The sequence below is a fragment of the Microbacterium sp. NPDC090281 genome (assembly GCF_044769635.1).
Classification (GTDB): domain Bacteria; phylum Actinomycetota; class Actinomycetes; order Actinomycetales; family Microbacteriaceae; genus Microbacterium.
Window position 1 is genome coordinate 1,728,234 of sequence record NZ_JBIVYH010000001.1, and the last position, 21,644, is coordinate 1,749,877.

The following is a 21,644-nucleotide window of genomic DNA, read 5'->3' on the forward strand; positions in this document are numbered from 1 at the left end:
CTAGTCTGGCCGCATGTTGTACGAGCACCTCGGGGCTCGGCCCCGCGTCCATGACACCGCCGTCATCGCCCCCACCGCCGTCGTCTCCGGCGACGTGGAGATCGGCCCGGGCTGCCAGGTGCTGCACGGCGCCGTGATCACCGCCGAAGGAGGGGCGATCACCCTCGGCGAGCACGTCATCGTGATGGAGAACGCCCTCATCAGGGCGACCGCGGCCAACGCGGTGCACATCGGTGCGCACACCCTGATCGGCACGCTGTCGAGCATCGCCGGCGCGACAGTGGGCGAGGAGACGTTCCTCGCCTCGGGGTCGCGACTCTTCAACGGCTCCCTGATCGGACCACGCTGCGAGATCCGCGTCAACGCGATCGTGCTCCGCCGCGCGGTGCTGCCGGAGGGTACCGTCGTGCCGATCGGGTGGGTGGCCGTGGGAGATCCGGCGAAGCTGTACTCCCCGGATCGTGAACAGGAGATCGCGGCGGCACAGCCCGACCTCGACTTCCCGGGGCACGTGTTCGGCGTCGACCGGGACACCCCCGATCTGATGGTGCAGCTGACCGAGCGCTACGGCACCTCGCTCGCGCGGCATGCGCACGACGTGAGCGTCGACTCGGGCCTCGACCACACACACCGCCGGTAGCGCCACGGGGGATGATCGGCGCAGCAGCCGACGCACCCATCTTCGAATCGCGTGTGCTTTTCAATTGTTAAATGCGCATTTCGTGCCAGATTCGCCGTAGCGCTGACGATTACCTCCGGTCCATACTGTTGCTCAGCGTCGGACGACCCGAAGTCCGACCCATGCGCTGTCCCCTGAGGAGTACCCATGGCCACGAAGACGAAGCCGCTCGCGCAAGGTGGAGGAACGCTCAGACGAAATCTCGGGCTGTGGGCGATCGTCGGGCTCGGGCTCGGTTACATGACGCCGACGGTCGTGTTCGACACCTTCGGCATGGTCGCCCGCGACACCGACAACGTGGTTCCTGCCGCCTACGCCGTCGCTCTGGTCGTGATGGTGTTCACCGCGATCAGCTATGGCAAGATCTCCCGCGCGATCCCGAGCGCCGGATCCGCCTACACCTACGTGCGGGAGTCGATCCACCCGAACCTGGGCTTCATGGTCGGGTGGACCTCGCTGATCGACTACGTGCTGCTGCCGATGGTGAACTGCCTCATCATCCGCAGCTACCTGGAGGCGCTCTTCCCCGAGATCCCGGGCTGGATCTGGGTGGTGCTGTACTGCATCCTCGTCACGAGCGTCATCTACCTGACCATGCGCGGCACCTCGAACATGAACATGATCCTTCTGGTCTTCTCGATCGTCGTGATGGCGGTGTTCGTCGTGATGGTGGTCGCGCAGCTCATGCGCGGAGAGGGGGCCGGCACGATCGCCTCGATGACGCCGTTCTTCCACGACGGCGCGACGATGAGCGCGGTGCTGATGGGCGCGACGATCGTCTGCTTCTCGTTCATCGGATTCGACGCCGTCACGATGTACGCGGAGGAGGCGAAGGATCCGAAGATCATGCCGAAGGCCATCCTCCTCACGGTGCTGCTGGGCGGGGCGATCTTCCTGATCTCCGGCTACCTCACGCAACTGCGCTTCCCCGACTGGAACGAGTTCGCACCAGGTGGCGACATGCAGTTCGTGGAGGATTCGACCCTGCCCGTCATCGGAGAACTGGTCGGCGGGCCCGTGCTCATGGCCGTGCTGACGGCCGCGGGGTTCTGCGCCACACTCGCCTCGGGTCTCGCCTCGCACGCGTCGGTGTCGCGGATGCTGCTGGTGATGGGGCGCAACAACGTGCTTCCGCAGAAGGCGTTCGGGTACATCAACCCGCGCACCCACACGCCGACGTTCAACATCGTGCTGGTCGGTGCGATCTCGCTGTTGGCGATCCCGTTCACGCTCGAACTGATCGCGGCGTGGATCAACTTCGGCGCGCTGATCGCATTCACGTTCGTCAACATCTCGGTGATCGCATGGTTCGCGATCCGCAAGGGGCGTCGCAAGACCCCCGGCGACATCTTCAACTTCATCGTGATGCCGGGGATCGGCATGATCCTCACGGGGCTGCTCTGGGCGAACCTGCACGAGGACGCCCTGCGCGGTGGCTTGGTGTGGACGGCGATCGGGCTGATCTACCTCGCCATCATCACGAAGGGCTTCCGCAAGAAGGTCGTCGCGTTCGATGAGAACCAGGCGGTGACCGGATACAACAAGGTGGTCAAGGTGTCCGTCGACGAGAGCTGACACCGCTGCACACGACGAGAGCCGCCTCCCGGGAAGGGAGGCGGCTCTCGTGCGTCTGGTCAGGGATCAGATGACGCCCTGGGCGAGCATGGCCGCGGCGACGCGCTCGAAGCCCGCGATGTTGGCACCGGCGACGTAGTCACCGGCGACGTCGTGACGCTCTGCAGCGTCGAACGCGGCGTCGTGGATGTCGGCCATGATCTCGCGCAGCTTGTTCTCGCTGTCGCCGAAGCTCCAGCGCTGGCGGGAGGCGTTCTGGCTCATCTCGAGTGCAGAGGTCGCGACGCCACCGGCGTTCGCGGCCTTGCCCGGGGCGAACAGCACGCCCGCCTTCTGGAAGGCGTCGACCGCATCCGGCACGCAGGGCATGTTCGCGCCCTCGGAGACGGCACGCACACCGTTCGCGATCAGGGCCTCGGCATCGGCGAGGCTGACCTCGTTCTGTGTGGCGGAGGGCACTGCGATGTCGACCGGGACCTCCCAGACGCTGCCGCCCTCGACGAAGCGGGCGCTCGGGCGGCGGTTGGCGTACTCGACGATGCGGGCGCGCTCGACCTCCTTGATCTGACGCAGCAGGTCGACGTCGATCCCGGCATCGTCGACGACGTAGCCGGAGGAGTCGGATGCCGTCACCGCGGTCGCGCCGAGCTGAGTGGCCTTCTGGATCGCGTAGATCGCGACGTTGCCGGAGCCCGAGATGCCGACGCGCTTGCCCGCGAGGGAGTCGCTGTGCACGGCGAGCATCTCCTGCGCGAAGAACACCGCGCCGTAACCGGTGGCCTCGGTGCGCACCTCGGCGCCACCCCAGCCCGTGCCCTTGCCGGTGAACATGCCGGACTCGTGACGGTTGGTGACCTTGCGGTACTGGCCGAAGAGATAGCCGATCTCCCGGCCGCCGACGCCGATGTCGCCCGCGGGAACGTCGGTGTGCTCGCCGAGGTGGCGGTACAGCTCGTTCATGAACGACTGGCAGAAGCGCATGACCTCGGCGTCGGACTTGCCGTGCGGGTCGAAGTCGGAGCCGCCCTTGCCGCCGCCGATGCCCTGACCGGTGAGCGCGTTCTTGAAGATCTGCTCGAAGCCCAGGAACTTGATGATGGAGAGGTTCACCGAGGGGTGGAAGCGCAGCCCGCCCTTGTACGGACCGAGCACCGAGGAGAACTGGATGCGGTAGCCGCGGTTGACCTGGAGCTTGCCCGAGTCGTCGATCCACGGCACGCGGAACAGGATCTGGCGCTCGGGCTCGACGAGCCGCTCGAGGATGCCACCGTCGACATACTCCGGGTGCTTCTCCAGGACAGGCGCGATCGAGTGCAAAACCTCGTGGACGGCCTGGTGGAACTCCGGCTCGTAGGGGCTGCGAGAGAGCACCGTGTCGAAGACGGGCTGCACCGAGGCTGCGAGCGGATGGAAATCGGCGGGAGTCTTAGCGGTCACGCGGAAGGAGCTTTCTGGTGGGGGATGGTGTTGCAGGCGATCGTGTCGCGTGAGGCTGTGCCGGATCCGGCAGAGATTTCACTCTAGTGGGCACCGAAAGGGTCGATTCCCGCTCGGTCGGGGGCGGGCGGTCACCCGGTGTTCTGAAGGCCTGCGGCAACGCCGCTGACCGAGAGCAGCAGCAGACGCTGCTGTTCCGCATCGGCGCCGGAGCCCGTCGCGCCGCCTTCGGCCGACCGCAGCGCCCGGAGAGCGCGGAGCTGCAGCAGCGAGAGAGCGTCGACATACGGGCTGCGCAACTGCACGGCGCGCTGCAGGACGGGCTTGTTCTCGAGGAGGCGCTCGCCGCCGGTGAGCCGGATCACCCAGCGTCGCGTGCTCGCGAGTTCGTCGAGCACGAGCTGCGCCAGGTCGTCGCGGTCGCCGAGCGCCAGGTACTGGCGGGCGATGCGCTCGTCGGTCTTGGCGAGGCTCATCGCGACGTTGTCGATCATGGTGCGAAGAAGCGGCCACTCCTGGTAGGCCTCGACGAGCAGCTCTTCGTCGCCCACAGCATCCAGGGCGGTGCCGAGACCGAACCAGCCGGCGAGGTTGATGCGGGCCTGTGTCCACGCGAACACCCACGGGATCGCCCGCAGGTCTTCCAGCGACTCGACCGACAGCCCACGACGGGCGGGGCGGGAACCGAGCGCGAGCAGCCCGATCTCCTCCATCGGCGTCACGGTGGCGAACCAGGGAGCGAAGCCCTCCGCCTTCACGAGCGAGAAGAACCGTTCGCGGGACGCGGCATCCATGATGGATGCGACCTCGGCGTAGCGGGCGGCTGCACGGCTCGTGCGCTCCTCCTCGGTGGGGGAGGATGCGAGCAGCGTCGCCGCGGCGACCTGATCGATGTGCCGCATCGCGATCGCGGGCTCGCCGTAGCGGGCGAAGATGACCTCGCCCTGCTCGGTGAGCTTGAACCGGCCGTCGACCGAGTGCGGAGGCTGCGCGAGGATCGCGGAGTTGGCGGGGCCGCCGCCGCGTCCGAGTGCGCCGCCACGACCGTGGAAGAGCGTCAGCTCGATGCCGGACTCCTTGGCCCACCGTGCGATCTTCTCCTGCGCCTCGTACAGTGCGAGGTTCGCGGCCACTGGGCCGACATCCTTCGACGAGTCCGAGTAGCCGAGCATGACCTCGAGCCGGTTGCCGGTCGCGGCCATGCGGGCCCGATACTCCGGGAACGTCACCGCCTCGGCGAGGATCTCGGGTGCCGCCTGGAGGTCGGCGAACGTCTCGAACAGGGGGACGACGTCGAGCACCGGTGCGTCTTCTCCGAGCGCGTGCTTCGCGAGTCGGTGCACGTTCGCGAGGTCGGATGCGGCCTGGGTGAACGACACCACGTAGCGGCCGGCGGCCTGAAGTCCACGGTCGCGCTGGATGTCGGCGATGACACGGAAGAGCTCGAGCACCTCTTCGGTCTGCGCGCTGATCGCCGCACCGCTCTCCAGCTCGGCGAGGGCCTTCGCGTGCACCTGGGAGTGCTGCCGCACCTCGAGCTCGGTGAGGTGGAAGCCGTAGGTCTCGACCTGCCAGATCAGGTGCTGCACGCCGCCGAACGCATGCCGCTTCGCTCCGGCATCCGCGAGCGACGACTGCACTGCGCGGAGATCGGCGAGCAGCTCCTCGGGACGCGAGTAGGCCTGTGCGCCGTCATCACCGTGGCGCGTGGCGGCGACGCGACGCGCCAGCACCAGCAGCACGCGACGATGCGGCTCATCGGGCGAGCGGGTGGCGAGCTCGGCGGCAAGCTCCGGCTCCGCCGCGACGAACCGCTCCCAGAGGGCTGTGACCTCGGCGCTCGGCGGAGTGTCGTCGGAGGCGAGCGTGAGGGTCCGGCCGATGCGCTCCAGGGCGCGTTCGAGGCCGCGCAGCACGTGGTCGGCCGCGATCTGCGACGCCTCGCGGGTGACCGATGCCGTGACGAACGGGTTACCGTCACGGTCGCCGCCCACCCAGGAGCCGATCCGCACGAAGGCGGGAACCACCGGGGCGCTCGATCCGGAGTCCTCGCCGCGAAGCGCGTCGTCGATGCGGCGGTACACGTGCGGCACCGTGGTGAAGAGCGTCTCGTCGAACACACCCATCACGGTGCGGACCTCGTCGGTCGGAGACGGCTTCTGCGACCGCAGCGGAGCCGTGCGCCAGAGCGTGTCGATCTCCTCCAGCATCCGCCGGCGGGCACGGTGCTCCTCCGAGCCGCCCTCGCTCGCCGCATCGTGCTGCGTGAGCAGCTCGGAAAGACGACGGATGCTCGATGACACCGCGCGGCGGCGGGCCTCGGTCGGGTGCGCGGTGAAGACCGGGTGGAAGCGGAGGCCCTCCAAGCGGCGGCGGGCCTCGTCGTCGCCGACCTCGGTGCGCAGCCGCGCGTACGCCGTCGCGACGGTGTCGGCGGCATCCTCGCGGCCCGGCTGCCCGGCACGCTCGCGCAGCACGCGCACGCGCTGGTGCTCCTCGGCGAGGTTCACGAGGTGGAAGTAGCAGGTGAACGCGCGTGCGACCTCGTCGGCGCGAGCGACCGTGAACGACTCGGCGATGGCCGCTGCGCGCTCGAAAGCGTCGGGGGTCTCCTGGTCATACGCCTGGATCGTCGCGAGTCGCAGTCGCTCGACGTCTTCGAAGAGTCCGTCGCCGCCGGCTTCGCGCAGCACCTGGCCGAGCAGCTGGCCGAGCATGCGGACGTCGGTGCGCATGGCATCGGGGATGCCCTGGCCTGCTTCGAAGCGGCCGATCACGCGGATGGCCTCGGTGTTCGTGGGCTCGGAGAAGGAGTGTGCGGGGGTCACCCTTCGAGAGTATCCCTCGTGGAAGGGGTGTCCTGCACGCATGACAGACGCTTCGCCGACGAGCAGGAGACGGGGGAGGCGCGGAGAAACGCGGCGACCTACGATGGGGGGAATGCGCATCTCAGCGAACCCCCTCCGCGGGCAGCAGTTCCCCGCAGTCCTCCTCCTCATCGCAGCGGGGCTCGGACTGCTCTTCGCGAACCTGCCGACGCACGACGCGCTCGCCGCGTTCCTCGATTTCCACATCGCGGTGCCTGGAACCGACCTCGATCTGTCGATCGCACACTGGGTGTCCGACGGGCTTCTCGCCGTCTTCTTCCTCGTCGTGGCCATCGAGCTGCGCCATGAGCTGACCCACGGCGAGCTCGATTCTCCGCGCAAGGCCATGCAGCCCGCGATCGCGGCCGCCGGAGGAGTGCTCGTCCCGATCGCGGTGTATCTGTTGATCGCCGGAGGTGACAGCTCCACAGCCTCGGGGTGGCCGATCCCGACGGCGACCGACATCGCGTTCGCCCTCGGTGTGCTCGCGATGTTCGGGAAGGGCCTCCCGTCCCGCGTGCGGGTGTTCCTGCTCGCGCTCGCGATCCTCGACGACATCATCGGCATCATCTTCATCGCTGTTCTCTTCGCCGACGATGTGCAGTGGGTGCAGTTCGCCCTCGCGATCGTCGGCGTGGCCGTGTTCTGGGCTCTCAGCCGGCTCCTGCATGCGAAGGGGCACCCGCTGATCGCGGTGGCCATGGTCGTGGTGGGTGCCGTCACCTGGGGTCTGGTCGCCTCCTCCGGCATCCACGCCACGATCGCCGGCGTGCTGCTGGGACTCGTGATGTCGCCCGTTCCGGCTGCGCGCACCAGGCACGCGCTGGAACCGACCGTGAACGGCGTGATCCTCCCGGTCTTCGCGTTCGTCGCCGCGTTCGTCGTGATCCCCGCTGTGTCGATCACGCAGCTGTCGCCGGCGTTCTGGGCGATCGTCGTCGCGCTGCCGGTCGGCAAGATCATCGGCATCTCCCTGTTCGGCTGGCTCGCGATGCGCATCCGCCCGAAGGGGACGGAACCCGCCCTGCCGTTCGCCGACATCCTCGCGGCCGGTGCGCTCGGCGGCATCGGCTTCACGGTCTCGCTGCTGCTGGCCAACCTCGCCTTCGCGAGCGACGGCGGCATCCGGGATCAGGCGATCCTCGGTGTGCTCGTGGGCTCTCTGATCGCGCTCGTCGTCTCCGCGTTCTTCGTGTCGCTCCGTGCGCGCTGGTACCGTCGGGTCGCATCCGCGTCGTCGTGAGCGGTCCGTCCGGTTCCCCGCCCATTCAAGGAGGAAGCGTGAGCTCTCAGCCCGAGCCCGGCACGTCGGCGGACGATCCGCTCCGCATCGCCGCCGACACCATGCACGCGGTCAGAGAACGCTGCGTGTGGTCGCAGCAGATCACGCATCGCGACCTCGTTCCCTACCTGATCGAGGAGTCGCACGAGGTGATCGACGCCGTCGAAACCGGCACTCGTGACGACCTGCGAGAAGAGCTGGGCGACCTGCTGTGGCAGGTGCTGTTCCACTCGGCGATCGCGGCGCAGGACCCGGACGATCCGTTCGACATCGACGATGTGGCGTTGACGCTCACCGAGAAGATGGTGCGCCGGCATCCGCATGTGTTCGCGGGCGAGGTGGCCGAGACACCCGAGCAGGTGCTGGTGCACTGGAACGCCGCGAAGGCCGCGGAGAAGCGCACCCGGCGCAGTGTGCTCGACGGCGTGCCGCGGGGGATGCCCGCGCTCGCGCTCGCACAGAAGCTCGCGGGCCGTGCTGCAGGTGCCGGGGTGACGGTCGAACCGGCGCCCGCTCCTGCGTCGGAAGCAGAACTCGGCGACGCGCTCCTCGCGCTCGTCGCGACCGCGCGTGCCGAGGGCTGGGACGCCGAGCGGGCGTTGCGTGAGCGGCTGCGCGTTCTGGAAGACGACGTTCGGGCTGCCGAAGCCGCATCCTGACGCCCGGCACGACGGCGCCGGCAGACCTGGGAAGATGGAACCGTGGCTACCGTGAACCCGCCGCGCGGCATGCGCGACATCCTCCCCGCCGACAAGGCCCGCCGTGAGCGTGTGCTCTCCGTCATCCGCGACCGCTATCGCGCGCATGGATTCGACGAGATCGAGACGCCGGTCGTCGAGGAATACGACCGCCTGCATGCCGGCATCGGTGGCGACAACGAGAAGCTGTCGTACAACATCCTGCGCCGTGGCCTCGACGCCGACGCGATCCGCGCTGCCGCCGAAGACCCGGCTGCGCTCTCGGACCTCGGCCTGCGCTACGACCTGACCGTGCCGCTCGCGCGCTTCTACGCGAGCAACCGCGGCCAGCTCCCCACCGTCTTCCGCTCGATCCAGATCGGTCCGGTCTGGCGTGCCGAGCGCCCGCAGAAGGGCCGCTACCGCCAGTTCGTGCAGTGCGACATCGACATCATGGGCGACGACTCGTCACGCGCCGAGGCCGAGCTGATGGTCGCCTCGCTCGATGCGGTCGACGCGCTGGGCCTCGAGGGCGCGACCGTGCGCATCAACGACCGCCGCGTGCTGGACTGGATGCTCGACAGCTTCGGGTTCACCGCCGAGGAGCGCCCCGGCGTGCTCATCACGATCGACAAGCTCGACAAGATCGGGCCTGAGGGCGTGGCGACCGAGCTGCGTGAGCGCAGTGCTTCCGCTGCGGCCGCCGACGCATTCGAGGCCTTCCTGCGTCGCCCGCAGACCATGGAGTACAACCCGTACGGTGAGCGGCAGATCCGCAAGGCGCTGCCCGACGGTGCTCCCGCTGAGCTCGTCGAGCACCTGGTCGGCATCGGCGAGGCCGTGGCCGCAGGGCGAGGTCAGTCCGACATCCCGCTGGTCTTCGACCCGTTCCTCGTGCGCGGCATGGGCTACTACACCGGCACGATCTTCGAGCTCGCGCACCCCTCCGTCGGATACTCCCTCGGGGGCGGCGGACGCTACGACGGCATGATCGGCCGCTTCCTCGGGCAGCAGGTTCCTGCCGTGGGCTTCTCGCTCGGGTTCGAGCGCCTGGTCGACCTGATCGCGGATGAGGCTGATACCGGGGCACAGGCGGTCGTGCTCATCCACGATGCCGATGTTCCGGTGCACCAGCTGGTCCAGCACAAGGCGGCGCTCATCGCGGGCGGCGCCAGGGTGCGGCTCGAGCGACGCACCAAGAACGTCAAGGCGCTGCTCGAGCGTTCGGCCGCCGACGGCTACACGGCATTCGCGACCGTCTCCGCCGGTACCGGCGAACTGGAGCTCAAGCCGCTGAGCTGAGCTGAGCTGACCTGAGCGGAGCGGCCGCGCCGCGTTCACGCCGCGTTCACGGTGACGGGGTGGAATCGGGGCGTGAGTCGCATCCGCATCCCGGTCCTCGTGGGGGTGGCGCTCGTCGCGTTCCTCGGTGGCGTCCGTCTCGTGCTCGTGAAGCAGGCCGCGCTCGCGCGGCGCCGGATCGGGAAGCCGCTGGGGGAGGAGTCCCTCGACGCGGATCGCCTCTGGCGGCGAGCTCTCGACGGCGAGCCGCTCGAACTGCTTCTGCTCGGTGATTCGATCGCCGCAGGCCTCGGGGCCGAGCGCCGCAAGGAGACGCTCGGCGGTCGTCTGGCGAAGGCGACGGGACGCCGGATGCATCGGCCGGTGCGGCTGCGCACGGCGGCCGTGGTCGGGGCGGAGTCACCCGATCTGCCGGGCCAGCTCGACGCCCTGCCTGCGGAGTACCAGCCGCACGTGGCGGTGATCATCGTCGGCGGAAACGATGTGACGCACCGGCTGCCCCTGGCACTGTCCGCTCAGCATCTGCACGAGACGATCCGCAGGCTCCGGGAGCGGGGCGCCGAAGTCGTCGTGGGTACCTGCCCCGACCTCGGCGCGCTGCGCGCAGTGCCGCAGCCGCTTCGTCGGATCGCGTCCAGCCTGTCCCGCCGTCTCGCCGAGATCCAGGATGAGACGGCGCGACAGGCGGGCGCCGAGCCGGTCGATCTGCGTCGTGCGGTGGGGCCGATGTTCTTCGACGAGCCGGAGGCGATGTTCAGTCTCGACCGCTTCCACCCGAGTGCGCTGGGCTATCGCCGCACGGCCGAAGCGCTGCTGTCGGCGGTGTGCCGTGCGGCGGAGCAGTCGCTCAGCTCGCGCCGTCGGCCGGTGCAGCGCTGAACGACGCCGCCCATTCCGCGACTCGACGGCTGCTCTCCTCGTCGGAGATGTCCTCGACACGCGTCATGACCGACCAGCGCACCCCGAACGGATCGCGGATGCTGGCGAATCGGTCGCCCGAGACGAAGGGCGCGGGGGCTTCGCGCACGGTGGCTCCCGCAGCGACGGCCTTCTCGACGACCGCATCGACGTCGGCGACGTACAGGCCCATCGAGTAGCAGTCGTCGTCGCCTGCGGGGGAGGGCACGAGGTGGTACTCGGGGTTCGGCTCTCCGAGCTGGAGCAGGCCGAGCCCGAAATCGAGGTCGGCGTGTGCGACCACTCCGCCGAACTCGGTCACGTCGACGACCCGGGCGCCGAAGACGTCGCGGTAGAACTCGATCGCCTGCTTCGCGTCGGGGATCGCCAGGAAGGGGGTGAGCGAGGTGGCGCTGTTCGGGCGGCCGTTCGTCGTGTACGTCCCGTTCGCACCGATCGTCGGGGCGTCGGTCGTGGTGTCTGTCGTGCTGTCGTCGTTGCTCATGCCGCCACGCTAGGCCGGGCGGGATGGCCGTCGCTTGAAGATCCGCGACAACCTCGCGATGTCGGAGCCGGAGCCTACGCTGGGCGCATGGTGAACCCGACCCGTGGCGTGCTGTATCCCGCACGCCTGCCGCAGTTCCACCGGCTGCCGGCGCCGTCGGCGGTCACCGAGCTGGTCGCGTGGTTCTGGATGCCGGAGTGGGAGATCGAGCCGGGGCGCTCATCGCGGCAGGAGATCGTCGCGTACCCGGCGCTCAACCTCGTCGTCGATCGAGATGCTGTGACGCTGTCGGGCGCGACGACGCGCATGTCTCACCGCGACCTCCGAGGGAGCGGATGGGCGGTCGGGGCACTGCTGCGTCCGGCTGCTGTCGCTGCCCTGATCGACGATCCCGCCTCGCTGGTCGACGGCGAGCGGGTGCTCGACGACGGCATCACCGAGCTCCGTGATGCCGTCGCCTCGGCGATGGGCTCGGGTGAGCGGCACCGAGAGCGGGCGGTCGCTGCCTTCTCCGGCTGGCTCGAGAAGCGCGTGGGACGGGCCCGGGAGTCCGCCCTCCAGGCCAACGCTGTCATGGACGTTCTGATGGGTGACGGCGCGGCGCTCACTTCCGAAGAGGCAGCCACGCGGCTGGCCGTCTCGGTGCGTACTCTGCAGCGGATGACGCACCGCCACGTCGGGCTGTCGCCGGCAGCGATGATCCGGAGGAGGCGGCTGCAAGAGGCGGCGCAGCGGGTGCGTGAGGAGCCGGAGGCCGACCTGGCCTCGATCGCCGCCGAACTCGGCTACGCGGATCATGCCCACCTCACGCGCGACTTCCAGGCTGTCCTCGGCATCGCGCCGCGCACGTACCGCTCCGAGGTGAGCGGCTGAGATCGGGTCAGACCCGCGCGCGCGTCAGACTCGGGCGAGCGTCAACCCGCGCGAGCGTCAGACCCGCGTGAACCGCAGCCGCAGCATCCGGTATCCGATGCCGATCAGCACCACGGCGGTGCCGACCAGCGAGGCGAGCACGGGCAGGGTGTTCACCAGCACCAGGCATCCCACGGCTCCGAGCACCTGCAATGCCCGCGGGTAGCGGCGGGCGGGCCCCGTCTGACGGAAGGCGGCCGCGTTCGCGATGAGGTAGTAGAGCAGCACGCCGAAGGATGAGAAGCCGATGGCGTCGCGCAGGTCGGCGAGGAGCACGATGGCGATGACGATCAGGGCGATCGCGATCTCGGCACGCTGCGGCACCTGATGGCGACGGTCGATCTGCGCGAGGAATCGGGGCACGTCACCCTCGCGAGCCATGGCCAGGGTCGTGCGGCCGATGCCCGTCAGCAGCGCCAGCAGAGCGCCGAGTGACGCCGCAGCCGCGGCCACGCGGAGGATCGGAGCCCACGCCGATGCGCCGGCGGCCGTGAGCAGGTCGACCAGCGGAGCCGTCGAACCGATCACGTCGGCGCCGAGCACGAGCACGACGGCGAGCCCCACCAGCGTGTACACGACGACCGCGCCGCCCAGGGCGATGACGATGGCGCGCGGAATGGTGCGCGCCGGGTCGACGACCTCTTCGCCCATCGTCGCGATGCGTGCGTAGCCGGCGAACGCGAAGAACAGCAGCCCTGCGCCCTGGAGCACTCCGTAGGCCGTTGCATCCGGCAAGGGGGTCGGCGAGGCCGTGGGGGCTGCGCCCAGTCCGAAGCCGACCGCGATCGCGAGTCCGAGCAGCGAGCACACCACCAGGATGCGGGTGACCAGGGCGGTGCGGGTCACGCCGAAGCAGTTCACGACGGCGAGAAGTACGACCGCCGAGACGGCGACGGGCAGCTGCCAGCCGGCCGGTGCTGCATACGCGGCGAAGGTCATCGCCATCGCGGCGCAGCTCGCGATCTTGCCGATCACGAAGCTCCATCCCGCGATGAAGCCCCACCAGGGGCCGATCTCCGCGCGGGCGTAGGCGTACGTGCCACCGGCGACGGGGTGTGCGGCGGCGAGCTGCGCCGAGGAGGTGGCGTTGCAGTACGCGACGACGGCGGCGATCGCGAGGGCGATGAGGATGCCGCTCCCTGCGACGCCGATCGCGGGAGCCCACACCGCGAACACACCGGCGCCGATCATCGAGCCGAGGCCGATGGCGACCGCGTCTGCGAGTGTCAGTCGACGGGCGAGGGGCATCCCGTCATCGTGGCACGCGACGGTGAACGGCGGGTGACCCGGCCCTCTCCCGCGCCGGCACGGACACCTGTGCGGGCAGGGTGAGGGTGGCAGGCCGCGACCCTCCGACCCGCACGATCTGGTCGCTGGGGATCAGGCGCGAGTGGTCGCGCACCGGATCGTCGGTCCCGGAATTGCGCAGATGCAGAGGATGCGCGCCGGACGAGACCTGCACGCGTAGCCGCGACCCGGCGGCGAAGCGGTGGGCCAGAGGGGCGAGTTCGAGCCGGATCCGGCCGGCATCGGGGTGTGTTCCGTCGGTGGCTGCGTCGGAGGAGAGCCGTCGGTACCCGTCGGTGAGCGCCCGGGAGACGCCCCGGGCATCCACTTCGCAGAGACGCACGAACAGGTCGGCGCGGGGGTTCGACGACCCGAACGAGAGTGCGATCTCGGGCGCCCCGATCACGAGGAGATCTTCCGGGAGCGGATCTCCGGTGAAGACGAGCACGTCGTTCCGGCGTTCACGGGCGCTCTGCTTGCGTCGCCCCGCGGAGAACGGATTGAGGGTGCGGCCACCGGCATCCGGGGTCGGATCCGCCGGGTCGTAGCGATACGTGAGGTCGGCCGCGGGGGTCTCGGTGCCGGTCGGGTCCAATCGCCCGTCGGCGGTGAGTTCCATGGTCATCGCCGTGTGCGGCGGAGGCCAGCTCGCCAGCTCGCGCCAGCCACCGCCTCCGGTCACGTCGATCCGCGCGCCGTCCGTCGGCGCGTCACCGGTGAACGACCTCAGCGCCTCGCGGACGCCGATCACCGTGATCTCGGGGGCACCGTGCACCCAGTCGCCGATGATGAGGCGCACCGGACGGCCGGCGTCGCGGAGGGCGGCGTAGTCCGTGAGCTGACCGACCAGGAACAGGTCCTGCCATCCTGCGACCAGGGTGACGGGCGGGATGGTGTCGACCTCCTGTGCGAAGTGCAGGGGCTCCCACCAGGGGTCGCCCTTGTCGCTGTGCTCGACCCAGTCGCGGAAGAACTGAGGGTCGGCGCCGCGTGCCAGACGCACAGCATCCGCGGGCGGTACCGCGAGCGCGCCCCGACGGAACCCGCCGCGGGCGCGCAGCAGCGCCCACGCCTTCGACGGCAGCGACCGCTCTTGAATGTCGAGCGCGTAGGCCCACGTGAGCGGGGTGTCGATCGAGAATCCGCCGCCCGGGTACAGGATCGCGTCATCGAAGTTTCGCGCGGAGATCGCGATGCCCATGGCGTCGGGGCGCTCGTCGCCGTCACAGTAGGCCCATTGGGTCACGCCGAAGTAGCTTCCGCCCCAGGAGTGCACGCGCCCCGTCGCCCACGGCTGCGCGCGCAGCCACCGCATCGTCGCCTGTCCGTCGGCGACCTCGTCGTGCAGCGGGTCGAATGCGCCGGTCGACCCGAACGTGCCGCGGCAGCTCTGCACCACCACGTGGTGCCCGCGTTCGGCGAGGAACAGCGCCACTCCGGCGATCCCGTCACGTCCGTACGGGGTCCGGATCAGCACGGTGTGCCCGCCGGATCCTTCCGCATGCCAGTGGTCGGTGAGGAGGGTGGCGCCGTCGTCTGCGGCGACCCGGATGTCGGCCGTGCGCGTGACGTTCCGGTGCGTCCGCGGCGGCATGTCGGAGGCTCGGGTCAGGCGCCGGTGCTCGCGGCGGGCTGCACCGCTGAGGCGGGGAGCATCGGTCATCGCACGCCCTTCACTCTGGTGACCGCGAATGCGGCGATCACGGCCATCACGACCGCGCCTATGTAGAGGGCCGCGAAGTTCTCACCTGTCGGCGAGCCTATGCGGGTGGCGAAGAATCCGAAAACGGGCACGAGGATGCCCGGCAGCAGATACGCGAGTGCCACGATGCCGAGGTCCTTGCCGGCATCGTCGACGGAGGGGAGGCACTCTGTCATCAGAGCGACGTCGGCGGCGATGTAGGCGCCTTGCCCGGCTCCGACGATCGCGATCCCGACGAGGAAGAACGCGATGTCGCCGAACGAGATCGCCAGCACCAGGCCTCCCGCGCTCGCGAGCGCGCCGATGATGACGCTCGGCTTGCGACGGCCGGTGCGATCGGAGATCACCCCGAACACGAACGCCATCACCAGGTTCATCAGGGTGAAGGCCGCTGTCGCCTGGGTCTGCACCGCGGCGATCTCGGTCGGGTCGTCGATGTCGAAACGGCCCGAGATGGTCAGGTAGAGGTAGCTCGTGACCGACACGATCGACGCGGTCATGAAGAACCGGCATACCCACGCCCAGGCGAAGTCGGGGTAGCGGCGCGGGCTCAGCCAGAACGTGGCCAGGACGCCGCTCCAGTCCATCGGCGCCGCGGGTTCCCGGCGACGGATGTCCTTCAGCGTGAAGAAGAGTGTGATCGCCAGGAGCACGGAGAGCCCGCCCGGGATCAGGAACATCCCGACCTGGCCGGTCGGGGCGACGATGCCGGCGAGGGAGACGCCGCCGAGGATCCCGATCGCGGTGGCGGCGCCGGTGACGGCCGACATGATGGCGCGGATGCTGCGGCGGATCTGGTCGGCGAACAGAGTGTGGACGGTCATCGACACCGCGCCCCAGCCCACGAGGACCAGGATCGTGCCGATGCCCAGCACGAGGAGGGAAGGGGCGGTGGCCTGCACCCCGTATCCGGCCAGGGCGATCAGCGAGCCGGAGAGGATCCAGGGGCGGCGGATGCCGAGCTTCGACATCGAGCGGTCACTGAGCCGGCCGAAGATCGGCGTCGTGATGAGGATGGCCGCGCCGCCGAGCGTGAGGATGATGCTCAGGTTGCCTGTCGCCTGATCGGGATCCCACTCCTTGAGGAGTTGGGGAATCGCGACGCTGGCGACGCCCTGAGCGATGCCGGATCCGAGCCAGGCGAGCACGAAGGCGATCCAGAACCAGCGGGTCTGGCGCTGGCCGGGGATCGCGTCGGCGGTGAGCGGGGGAGCGGGGTCGGCGGGGAAAACAGGATCGACTGCGTGGGTGGACATCATCGTCTCCGAGTCTCGGTCGGGGTTCGGGCTGGTCACGGGTGCGCGCCGGCGGTCGTCACCGGGTCGGCGTTCGGGTGGCTGGTCGTGCGGTAGGCGTCGGCGAGCTCCGAGACGAAGACGTCACGCCATTCCCGTGCGCCCTGCCAACGACCGGTGAGTCCGGGGGAGGCATGATCGTGGCCGGGGCCGATGCACAGCACGACGGGCACTCCCGCCACCCGCAGCGCATCGGCATAGGCGGTGGCACCGTCCCGGAGGGGATCGAACTCGGCGGCGAGGATCAGTGCGGGAGCGAGTCCTCGGTGATCCGGCGCGTCCAGCGGAGAGGCATCGGTGAGGGGCGCTCCGGCACGGTAGAGGTCGGCGAGGTGCTCGACACCCTCCCTCTCCGCGGCGCCGAGGTATCGGTGCATCGATGAGCCGAAGAGGCGCAGCGCCGCGGGTAGCACCTCGAGCGTCTGGTGATGCAGCGGTGCTCCGGCATCCCGCTGGCGCAGTGCCGTCGTCGCGGCGATCGTCGCACCGGCGGAGTTGCCGCCGATCCCCAGCCGGTCCGCATCGACCGCGAGCTCGTCGGCGCGCTCGCGCAGGCTCGCCACTGCGGCCACGGCGTCGTCGACCGGAGCAGGGAACGGATGCTCGGGCGCCAGCCGGTACTCGAGCGCGACGATCTGCACCCCGGAGCGCAAGGCGCGATCCGCGCAGAGGCGGTCGTTGAGGAGCTCGTCGATCGTGCCGCCGGTCCAACCCCCTCCGTGCAGCCACAGCATCGTCGGCAGCGCGCCGGTCGCGGCGGCGGGTCGATATCGACGCGCACGCAGCGGGCCCGCCCCACCGGCGACCATGAGGTCGTCGATCTCCACACCCGCAGGAACCGGTGCGGTGAACTCGACGGCCAGGAGGTCGCTCAATTCCCGTTGCGCGCGGCGGCGCACTCCCATGTCGCGCGACTCGAGGTCGGGAAGTGTCGCGGAGAGCTCCCGGATGCGCTGGATCCACTCCCGGATCTCCGGACTCAACGGCGGTCTGCTCTGCTCGTGATCGCTCACGCCCCGGCTCCTTCGTGAAGCGTGCGCAGCTCGGAGACGACGAGGCGATGTGCGGTATCGGCCGCTGGCACGTATCCGGTCGAACCGAGCGATCCGTGTGTCTGTCCGATAAAGCGCATCGCCGTCACCGGCACCCCCGCGGCGGAGAGCGCCCGTGCGTAGGCTTCTCCGTCACCGCGCAGGGGGTCGAGCTCGGAGGTGAGGATCACCGCGGGCGGAAGGCCTTCGTGGGTCGCGGCCAGCAACGGTGAGGCATACGGTCCGCGCGCAGCCGCGGAGTCGTCCCCGACGTACTGCCGCACCAGGTTCCGGCCGACCGCGCGCACGATGACTCCTGGCATGCGGGCATCGATCCCGCTCATGTCGGCGTGCCCCATCGTCAAGTCCAGTGCGGGGTTCTCCAGCAGTTGCAGGGCGATCGGATGCGCGGACCGATCGCGGTTCATGAGTGTCACGGCGGCGGCGAGGTCACCTCCCGACGAGGCTCCCCCCACGGCCATCCGATCTCGCGAAGCCCCCAGCTCCTCAGCGTGGTCGTGTGCCCATTCGAACGCCGACCAGCACTGCTCCGGCTGGGTCGGGAAGCGCTCCTCCGGCGCGTGGGCGTAGTCGGCCGCGACGATCACGATTCCCGCGTCCCGTGCCCTGGCTCGGAACCGGGCGTCCCACGAGACCCAGTCGATCCCGGCGATCGTGAATCCGCCGCCGTAGAAGTACACCAGCACGGGGAGACCCGACCCTGGTGGCGTGCGCTCCTCGCTGGGCCAGTACACGCGGACGCGCACGTCGGGGTGCCCGTCGACCGCAACGATCTGCTCTTCGGTGGCAGTGGGGAGCGGAGTGATCCCGAGCGCGGCGCTCACCGCGTCGTCGTTCTCAGCCGCGACCCGGCGGCGCCCTGCGGGGTCGGCGGGTTCCGGGGCGAGCAACGGTGCGACCCGCTCCTCCCACGCTGCGACCGCGCTGTCGAGGGCCGGGCGCCGGAATCGGGACCGTGGTGTCGGCATCGGGCATCTCCTTCGATGGGTTCCGCACCGGTGAATTCCCACAGTGCGAGTTCCGCCCTAGTCTGGACAATCGAAGAACTTCGATGAAGAAGGAAGTCCGATCATGCGTGCACGACCGGGACGGGTCACCATCTACGACGTCGCGGAGCGCGCCGGAGTGAGCATCTCCACCGTGTCACTGGCGGTCAGCGCGCCGCACCGGGTGCGCCCCGAGACCCGCGAACGCATCGTCGCCGCGGCCACCGCGCTCGGGTATCGGATGACACAGGGGCGGCGCGTGGGGGCCGCGCGCATCGCGGTCGCCGCACCGTTCACGACCTACCCGTCGTATCTGCGCCGCCTGTCCGGCATGCTCCGTCGAGCGAGGGACGCGGCAGTCGACATCATCCCCTACGACCTCGATTCCGCGGCCGCGGCGGATGAGCCGCTGCTCGATGTGCTGCCCACTCGCACGGATGCCACCGGCCTCGTGGTGATGGGGGTTCCGCTCGGCGGTGCGGCGCGCAGAGCGAGCAGAGCGGCGCGCATCCCGGTCGTCTATGTCGACGTGGTGCCGACACGGTCCGATGCGGGCGGTCCGGTCGTCCTCGTCGACGACCGCGACGGCGGGTCGCAGATCGGCGGCCATCTCGCAGGACTCGGCCATCGCCGGGTCCTGTTCGTGCATGAGCCGCAGCGCTCGCCGGCATACGTGTCGGCGGGGATGCTCCGCATCGACGGGCTGACGCAGCACGTGGCGATGACGGATCTGGCGGTCGCTGATCCCGCTTCGGTCGATGGTCGGGTCATCGCCGCAGCCCGAGCTGCAGGTGCGACGGCGATCGTCGCGAACCATGACCAGTTCGCCGCCGCGGTGATGTCGGCGCTCCGCGCGGATCCTGGCACTGCCCCGCTCGCGGTCGTCGGCTACGACGACGGTGAGGTCGCCGCAGCGCTCGACCTCACGACCGTGCGGCAGCCGTTCGAGGAGAGCGGGCGCACGGCCCTCGAACTCGTCCTCGGACTGGTGTCGGGCGCATCGACCGCACACGACACCGTGCGACTCGCCCCGACCCTGATCGCGAGGTCGTCGACGCTCGCGCCAGGGTGACGAAGCGTCGTTCGGCCGTCGCCTATGCTCGCTTCCACGCCTGACCTCGTGTGGTGAAACCATGAGGGAAGGATGATCCAGATGGATACCGGGGGGTGTCTTCATGTCGGAAGTACAGGTGTTCTATGACGAATTGCAGTCGTCGGCGTCAGATCTCGCCGATGCCGCGTTCGTCCTGCAGACGGATGCATCGAATCTCGTCGGCGGTGATGCCGGAGTCGATGCTCCGATCGGCCGCTACACGCTGAAGACCGCGGTCGACAGGCAGGTCGATGTGCTCCGTGAGGCCACGCTCGCGCATCAGGAGGCGAGCGCCGCCCTGCGGACCACCCTGTCCAACATCACGGATCGGTACTCCGACCTCGATGTCGAGCTCATGGGTGAGGAACAGCCGTGAGCCTTGCTTCTCCGAACCGCGGATACCCGCTGGAGAAGATCACCGGCGACGTAGGGACGATGTCGCGGTGGGTGGATCAGTTCGAGGTCGTCGCCGAGCACCTCAGCGCGCTTCGCGGAGCGGCCGCGCGGACGACGGAGTGCGCCGGGGTGGGAAAGGCCGTCTCCGGCGCCCGCGGGGACGCTGCGGCGATCCTGTCGGTGATCGGCCCGGACGTCGCGCTCGCGCAGACGCTCGCCGAAGCCCTGACGGCGTACGCGCAGGCGCACGACGCGCACGCCCAGAAGGCGAACGCGCTGATCGAGGAGATCGAGAGTGCGCACGCCCAGCACGAAACGCTGGGAAGGGCCGCTGACAGTGCCGGGCGCGGTGCGCTGGCCGCGTCGAGGCTCGACGACCCCGCAGCCCTGGAGAAGGCTGAAGACGAGGCGACGGCACAGATCGGAGCGCGCGATCGAGCCGAGGAAGAGCTGAACGAGCTCTGGGGCGAGTACGAACGACACTTCGGGGCCTGGGAAGAGGCCTACGACGCCGCGGTGCGGGCATTGGTCCCGTCGGAGAGCGTGCCGGTGACCCTCGAGGCGCGGGACTTCCTCGATGCGCTCCTGTCCGCCGACACCCCGGAGGACGTGCTGCTCCTGTGGCTTTCGCGGCCGGAGTTGCAAGACGAGGTGATCAATGCGCACCCCGAGATCGTGGGCGCGATGGACGGGATTCCCGCGCTCGTTCGCGTGGCTGCAAACCGCTTGAACGCGCCCGACTGGATCGCGGAGGCCGAAGCGGACCTCGCCGTCGAAGGGATCTCGGATGAACGCGCGGCCTTCCTGCGCAGCGAGATCGCCTACCTGAAGCAGGTGCTGAGCGATGATGCTCCCGTGCAGCTCTACCTCTACGATCGCGATTCCTCGCGGATCGTCGAGATGATCGGAACCCCCTCGCCCGAGACGGAGAAGGCGATCACGTATGTGCCCGGAACCTTCACGAGTCTCGGGGATTTCTACCGGGGTGGCGCGCAGCAGATCGCTGGGTACCTCGCGGACCAGGTGCCCGGCACGGTCGCGTTCGTCTACAAGGACGGGCCGTTCCCGGGTGAGAACACCGACGTCGGCGGTATCGACATGTTCCGCATCGGCGAGGCGAACGATGAGGATCGCGCGCTCGCGGCAGGGCGACAGCTCGCGCGGTTCGAGGCGGGCATGCGCGCGGACCCGCTCCTCGGGGCGGCGGAGCAGGATGCTCTCGGACATAGCTGGGGGCTGTCGAACGTCACGAGCTCCGAGGTCGCTGGGGCAGACTACGACAAGGTGATCTCGCTCTCGGGGGCAGGGATGCCCGAAGCGTGGAACCCTGGGCAGGACACGACGTACACCGACCTCTCCTACAACGACATCCTGCAATCCGGGCAGGGGCTCGGGATCGTGTGGGACAGGAACAATCCACGGGATCACCCGGCTTTCGAGCACGGCGAATACTACGAAGGGCCGCATGATGACGAACTGGCAGAGTCCGCCGCAGAGGCCGAAGCCGTGGCGGCCAGCGGGTACCCAGTGGTGTACTTCCCGGTCGATGACATTGGCGTGCTGATGGACAATCACAATCTGATCGCCACCAACACAACGGCAAACGACAAGGCGCTGAATGCGATGCTGAATCTGGTGGCTGGAGAATGAGGGCGCGATGGGGCCTCATCGCCGTGGGTCTGAGCTGTGTCTTCGCGTTA

General features: G+C 69.3%; 18 protein-coding genes. 10 read left to right on the forward strand and 8 right to left on the reverse strand.

The genetic code is table 11. From position 1 onward, the window contains the following. Positions 1-13: 13 nt before the first annotated feature. Positions 14-640: a gamma carbonic anhydrase family protein gene (locus ACIQTX_RS08345; RefSeq protein ID WP_402971131.1), complete on the forward strand. Its 627-nt coding sequence runs from the start codon at positions 14-16 to the stop codon at positions 638-640. 186 nt (positions 641-826) lie between these two features. Next, entirely contained in the window at positions 827-2,254 is a 1,428-nt protein-coding gene (locus ACIQTX_RS08350; protein ID WP_402971134.1) for an APC family permease, read from the forward strand. Between the two features lie 66 nt (positions 2,255-2,320). On the opposite strand, the gene gdhA is transcribed toward ACIQTX_RS08350, so the two are convergent. Then, a complete protein-coding gene (gdhA, locus tag ACIQTX_RS08355) occupies positions 2,321-3,691 on the reverse strand; it encodes an NADP-specific glutamate dehydrogenase (RefSeq protein WP_402971136.1) in 1,371 nt (456 codons plus the stop codon). A 131-nt stretch (positions 3,692-3,822) separates the two neighbouring features. Beyond that, entirely contained in the window at positions 3,823-6,519 is a 2,697-nt protein-coding gene (locus ACIQTX_RS08360; protein ID WP_402971139.1) for a phosphoenolpyruvate carboxylase, read from the reverse strand. Between the two features lie 112 nt (positions 6,520-6,631). Here ACIQTX_RS08360 and nhaA point away from each other — a divergent pair, with 112 nt between their 5' ends. From nhaA to ACIQTX_RS08380, 4 genes are all read left to right on the forward strand, one after another. Beyond that, positions 6,632-7,801 carry a Na+/H+ antiporter NhaA gene (nhaA, locus tag ACIQTX_RS08365; protein WP_402971142.1) on the forward strand — a complete coding sequence of 390 codons (1,170 nt, stop codon included), beginning with the start codon at positions 6,632-6,634 and terminating at the stop codon, positions 7,799-7,801. A gap of 101 nt (positions 7,802-7,902) precedes the next feature. After that, positions 7,903-8,499 carry a MazG family protein gene (locus ACIQTX_RS08370; RefSeq protein WP_402972992.1) on the forward strand — a complete coding sequence of 199 codons (597 nt, stop codon included), beginning with the start codon at positions 7,903-7,905 and terminating at the stop codon, positions 8,497-8,499. 69 nt (positions 8,500-8,568) lie between these two features. Beyond that, positions 8,569-9,819, forward strand: coding sequence for a histidine--tRNA ligase (gene hisS / locus ACIQTX_RS08375; protein WP_402972994.1), 1,251 nt, complete (start codon positions 8,569-8,571; stop codon positions 9,817-9,819). A 72-nt stretch (positions 9,820-9,891) separates the two neighbouring features. Beyond that, a complete protein-coding gene (locus ACIQTX_RS08380) occupies positions 9,892-10,698 on the forward strand; it encodes an SGNH/GDSL hydrolase family protein (RefSeq protein WP_402971145.1) in 807 nt (268 codons plus the stop codon). Here ACIQTX_RS08380 and ACIQTX_RS08385 read toward each other — a convergent pair. Beyond that, positions 10,667-11,221 carry a VOC family protein gene (locus ACIQTX_RS08385; protein ID WP_402971148.1) on the reverse strand — a complete coding sequence of 185 codons (555 nt, stop codon included), beginning with the start codon at positions 11,219-11,221 and terminating at the stop codon, positions 10,667-10,669. The two genes, ACIQTX_RS08380 and ACIQTX_RS08385, sit on opposite strands and share 32 nt — an antisense overlap. 87 nt (positions 11,222-11,308) lie before the next feature. Between ACIQTX_RS08385 and ACIQTX_RS08390 the strand changes: the two genes are divergently transcribed. Next, complete coding sequence (locus tag ACIQTX_RS08390) at positions 11,309-12,094, forward strand: helix-turn-helix domain-containing protein (protein ID WP_402971151.1); 786 nt, start codon at positions 11,309-11,311, stop codon at positions 12,092-12,094. A gap of 57 nt (positions 12,095-12,151) precedes the next feature. Here the strand turns inward: ACIQTX_RS08390 and ACIQTX_RS08395 are convergent, their stop codons facing one another. The 5 genes from ACIQTX_RS08395 to ACIQTX_RS08415 are packed head-to-tail and all read right to left on the reverse strand — an operon-like array spanning position 12,152 to position 18,437. After that, positions 12,152-13,381 carry an APC family permease gene (locus ACIQTX_RS08395; RefSeq protein WP_402971154.1) on the reverse strand — a complete coding sequence of 410 codons (1,230 nt, stop codon included), beginning with the start codon at positions 13,379-13,381 and terminating at the stop codon, positions 12,152-12,154. Between the two features lie 4 nt (positions 13,382-13,385). Further along, on the reverse strand, positions 13,386-15,083 hold the full coding sequence (locus ACIQTX_RS08400; RefSeq protein ID WP_402971158.1) for a CocE/NonD family hydrolase: 1,698 nt from the start codon (positions 15,081-15,083) through the stop codon (positions 13,386-13,388). Then, on the reverse strand, positions 15,080-16,378 hold the full coding sequence (locus ACIQTX_RS08405) for an MFS transporter (RefSeq protein ID WP_402971161.1): 1,299 nt from the start codon (positions 16,376-16,378) through the stop codon (positions 15,080-15,082). The genes ACIQTX_RS08400 and ACIQTX_RS08405 overlap by 4 nt, the downstream gene beginning before the upstream one ends. A gap of 35 nt (positions 16,379-16,413) precedes the next feature. Beyond that, on the reverse strand, positions 16,414-17,430 hold the full coding sequence (locus ACIQTX_RS08410; RefSeq protein ID WP_402971164.1) for an alpha/beta hydrolase: 1,017 nt from the start codon (positions 17,428-17,430) through the stop codon (positions 16,414-16,416). Further along, entirely contained in the window at positions 17,427-18,437 is a 1,011-nt protein-coding gene (locus ACIQTX_RS08415) for an alpha/beta hydrolase (RefSeq protein ID WP_402971167.1), read from the reverse strand. The genes ACIQTX_RS08410 and ACIQTX_RS08415 overlap by 4 nt, the downstream gene beginning before the upstream one ends. Positions 18,438-18,540: 103 nt before the next feature. Between ACIQTX_RS08415 and ACIQTX_RS08420 the strand changes: the two genes are divergently transcribed. From ACIQTX_RS08420 to ACIQTX_RS08430, 3 genes are all read left to right on the forward strand, one after another. After that, positions 18,541-19,527, forward strand: a complete 987-nt coding sequence (locus tag ACIQTX_RS08420; protein ID WP_402971170.1) for a LacI family DNA-binding transcriptional regulator — start codon at positions 18,541-18,543, stop codon at positions 19,525-19,527. 103 nt (positions 19,528-19,630) lie between these two features. Then, positions 19,631-19,924, forward strand: coding sequence for a hypothetical protein (locus ACIQTX_RS08425; RefSeq protein WP_402971173.1), 294 nt, complete (start codon positions 19,631-19,633; stop codon positions 19,922-19,924). After that, positions 19,921-21,594: a hypothetical protein gene (locus ACIQTX_RS08430; protein WP_402971176.1), complete on the forward strand. Its 1,674-nt coding sequence runs from the start codon at positions 19,921-19,923 to the stop codon at positions 21,592-21,594. Before ACIQTX_RS08425 ends, ACIQTX_RS08430 begins: the two co-directional genes overlap by 4 nt. Positions 21,595-21,644: the final 50 nt, after the last annotated feature.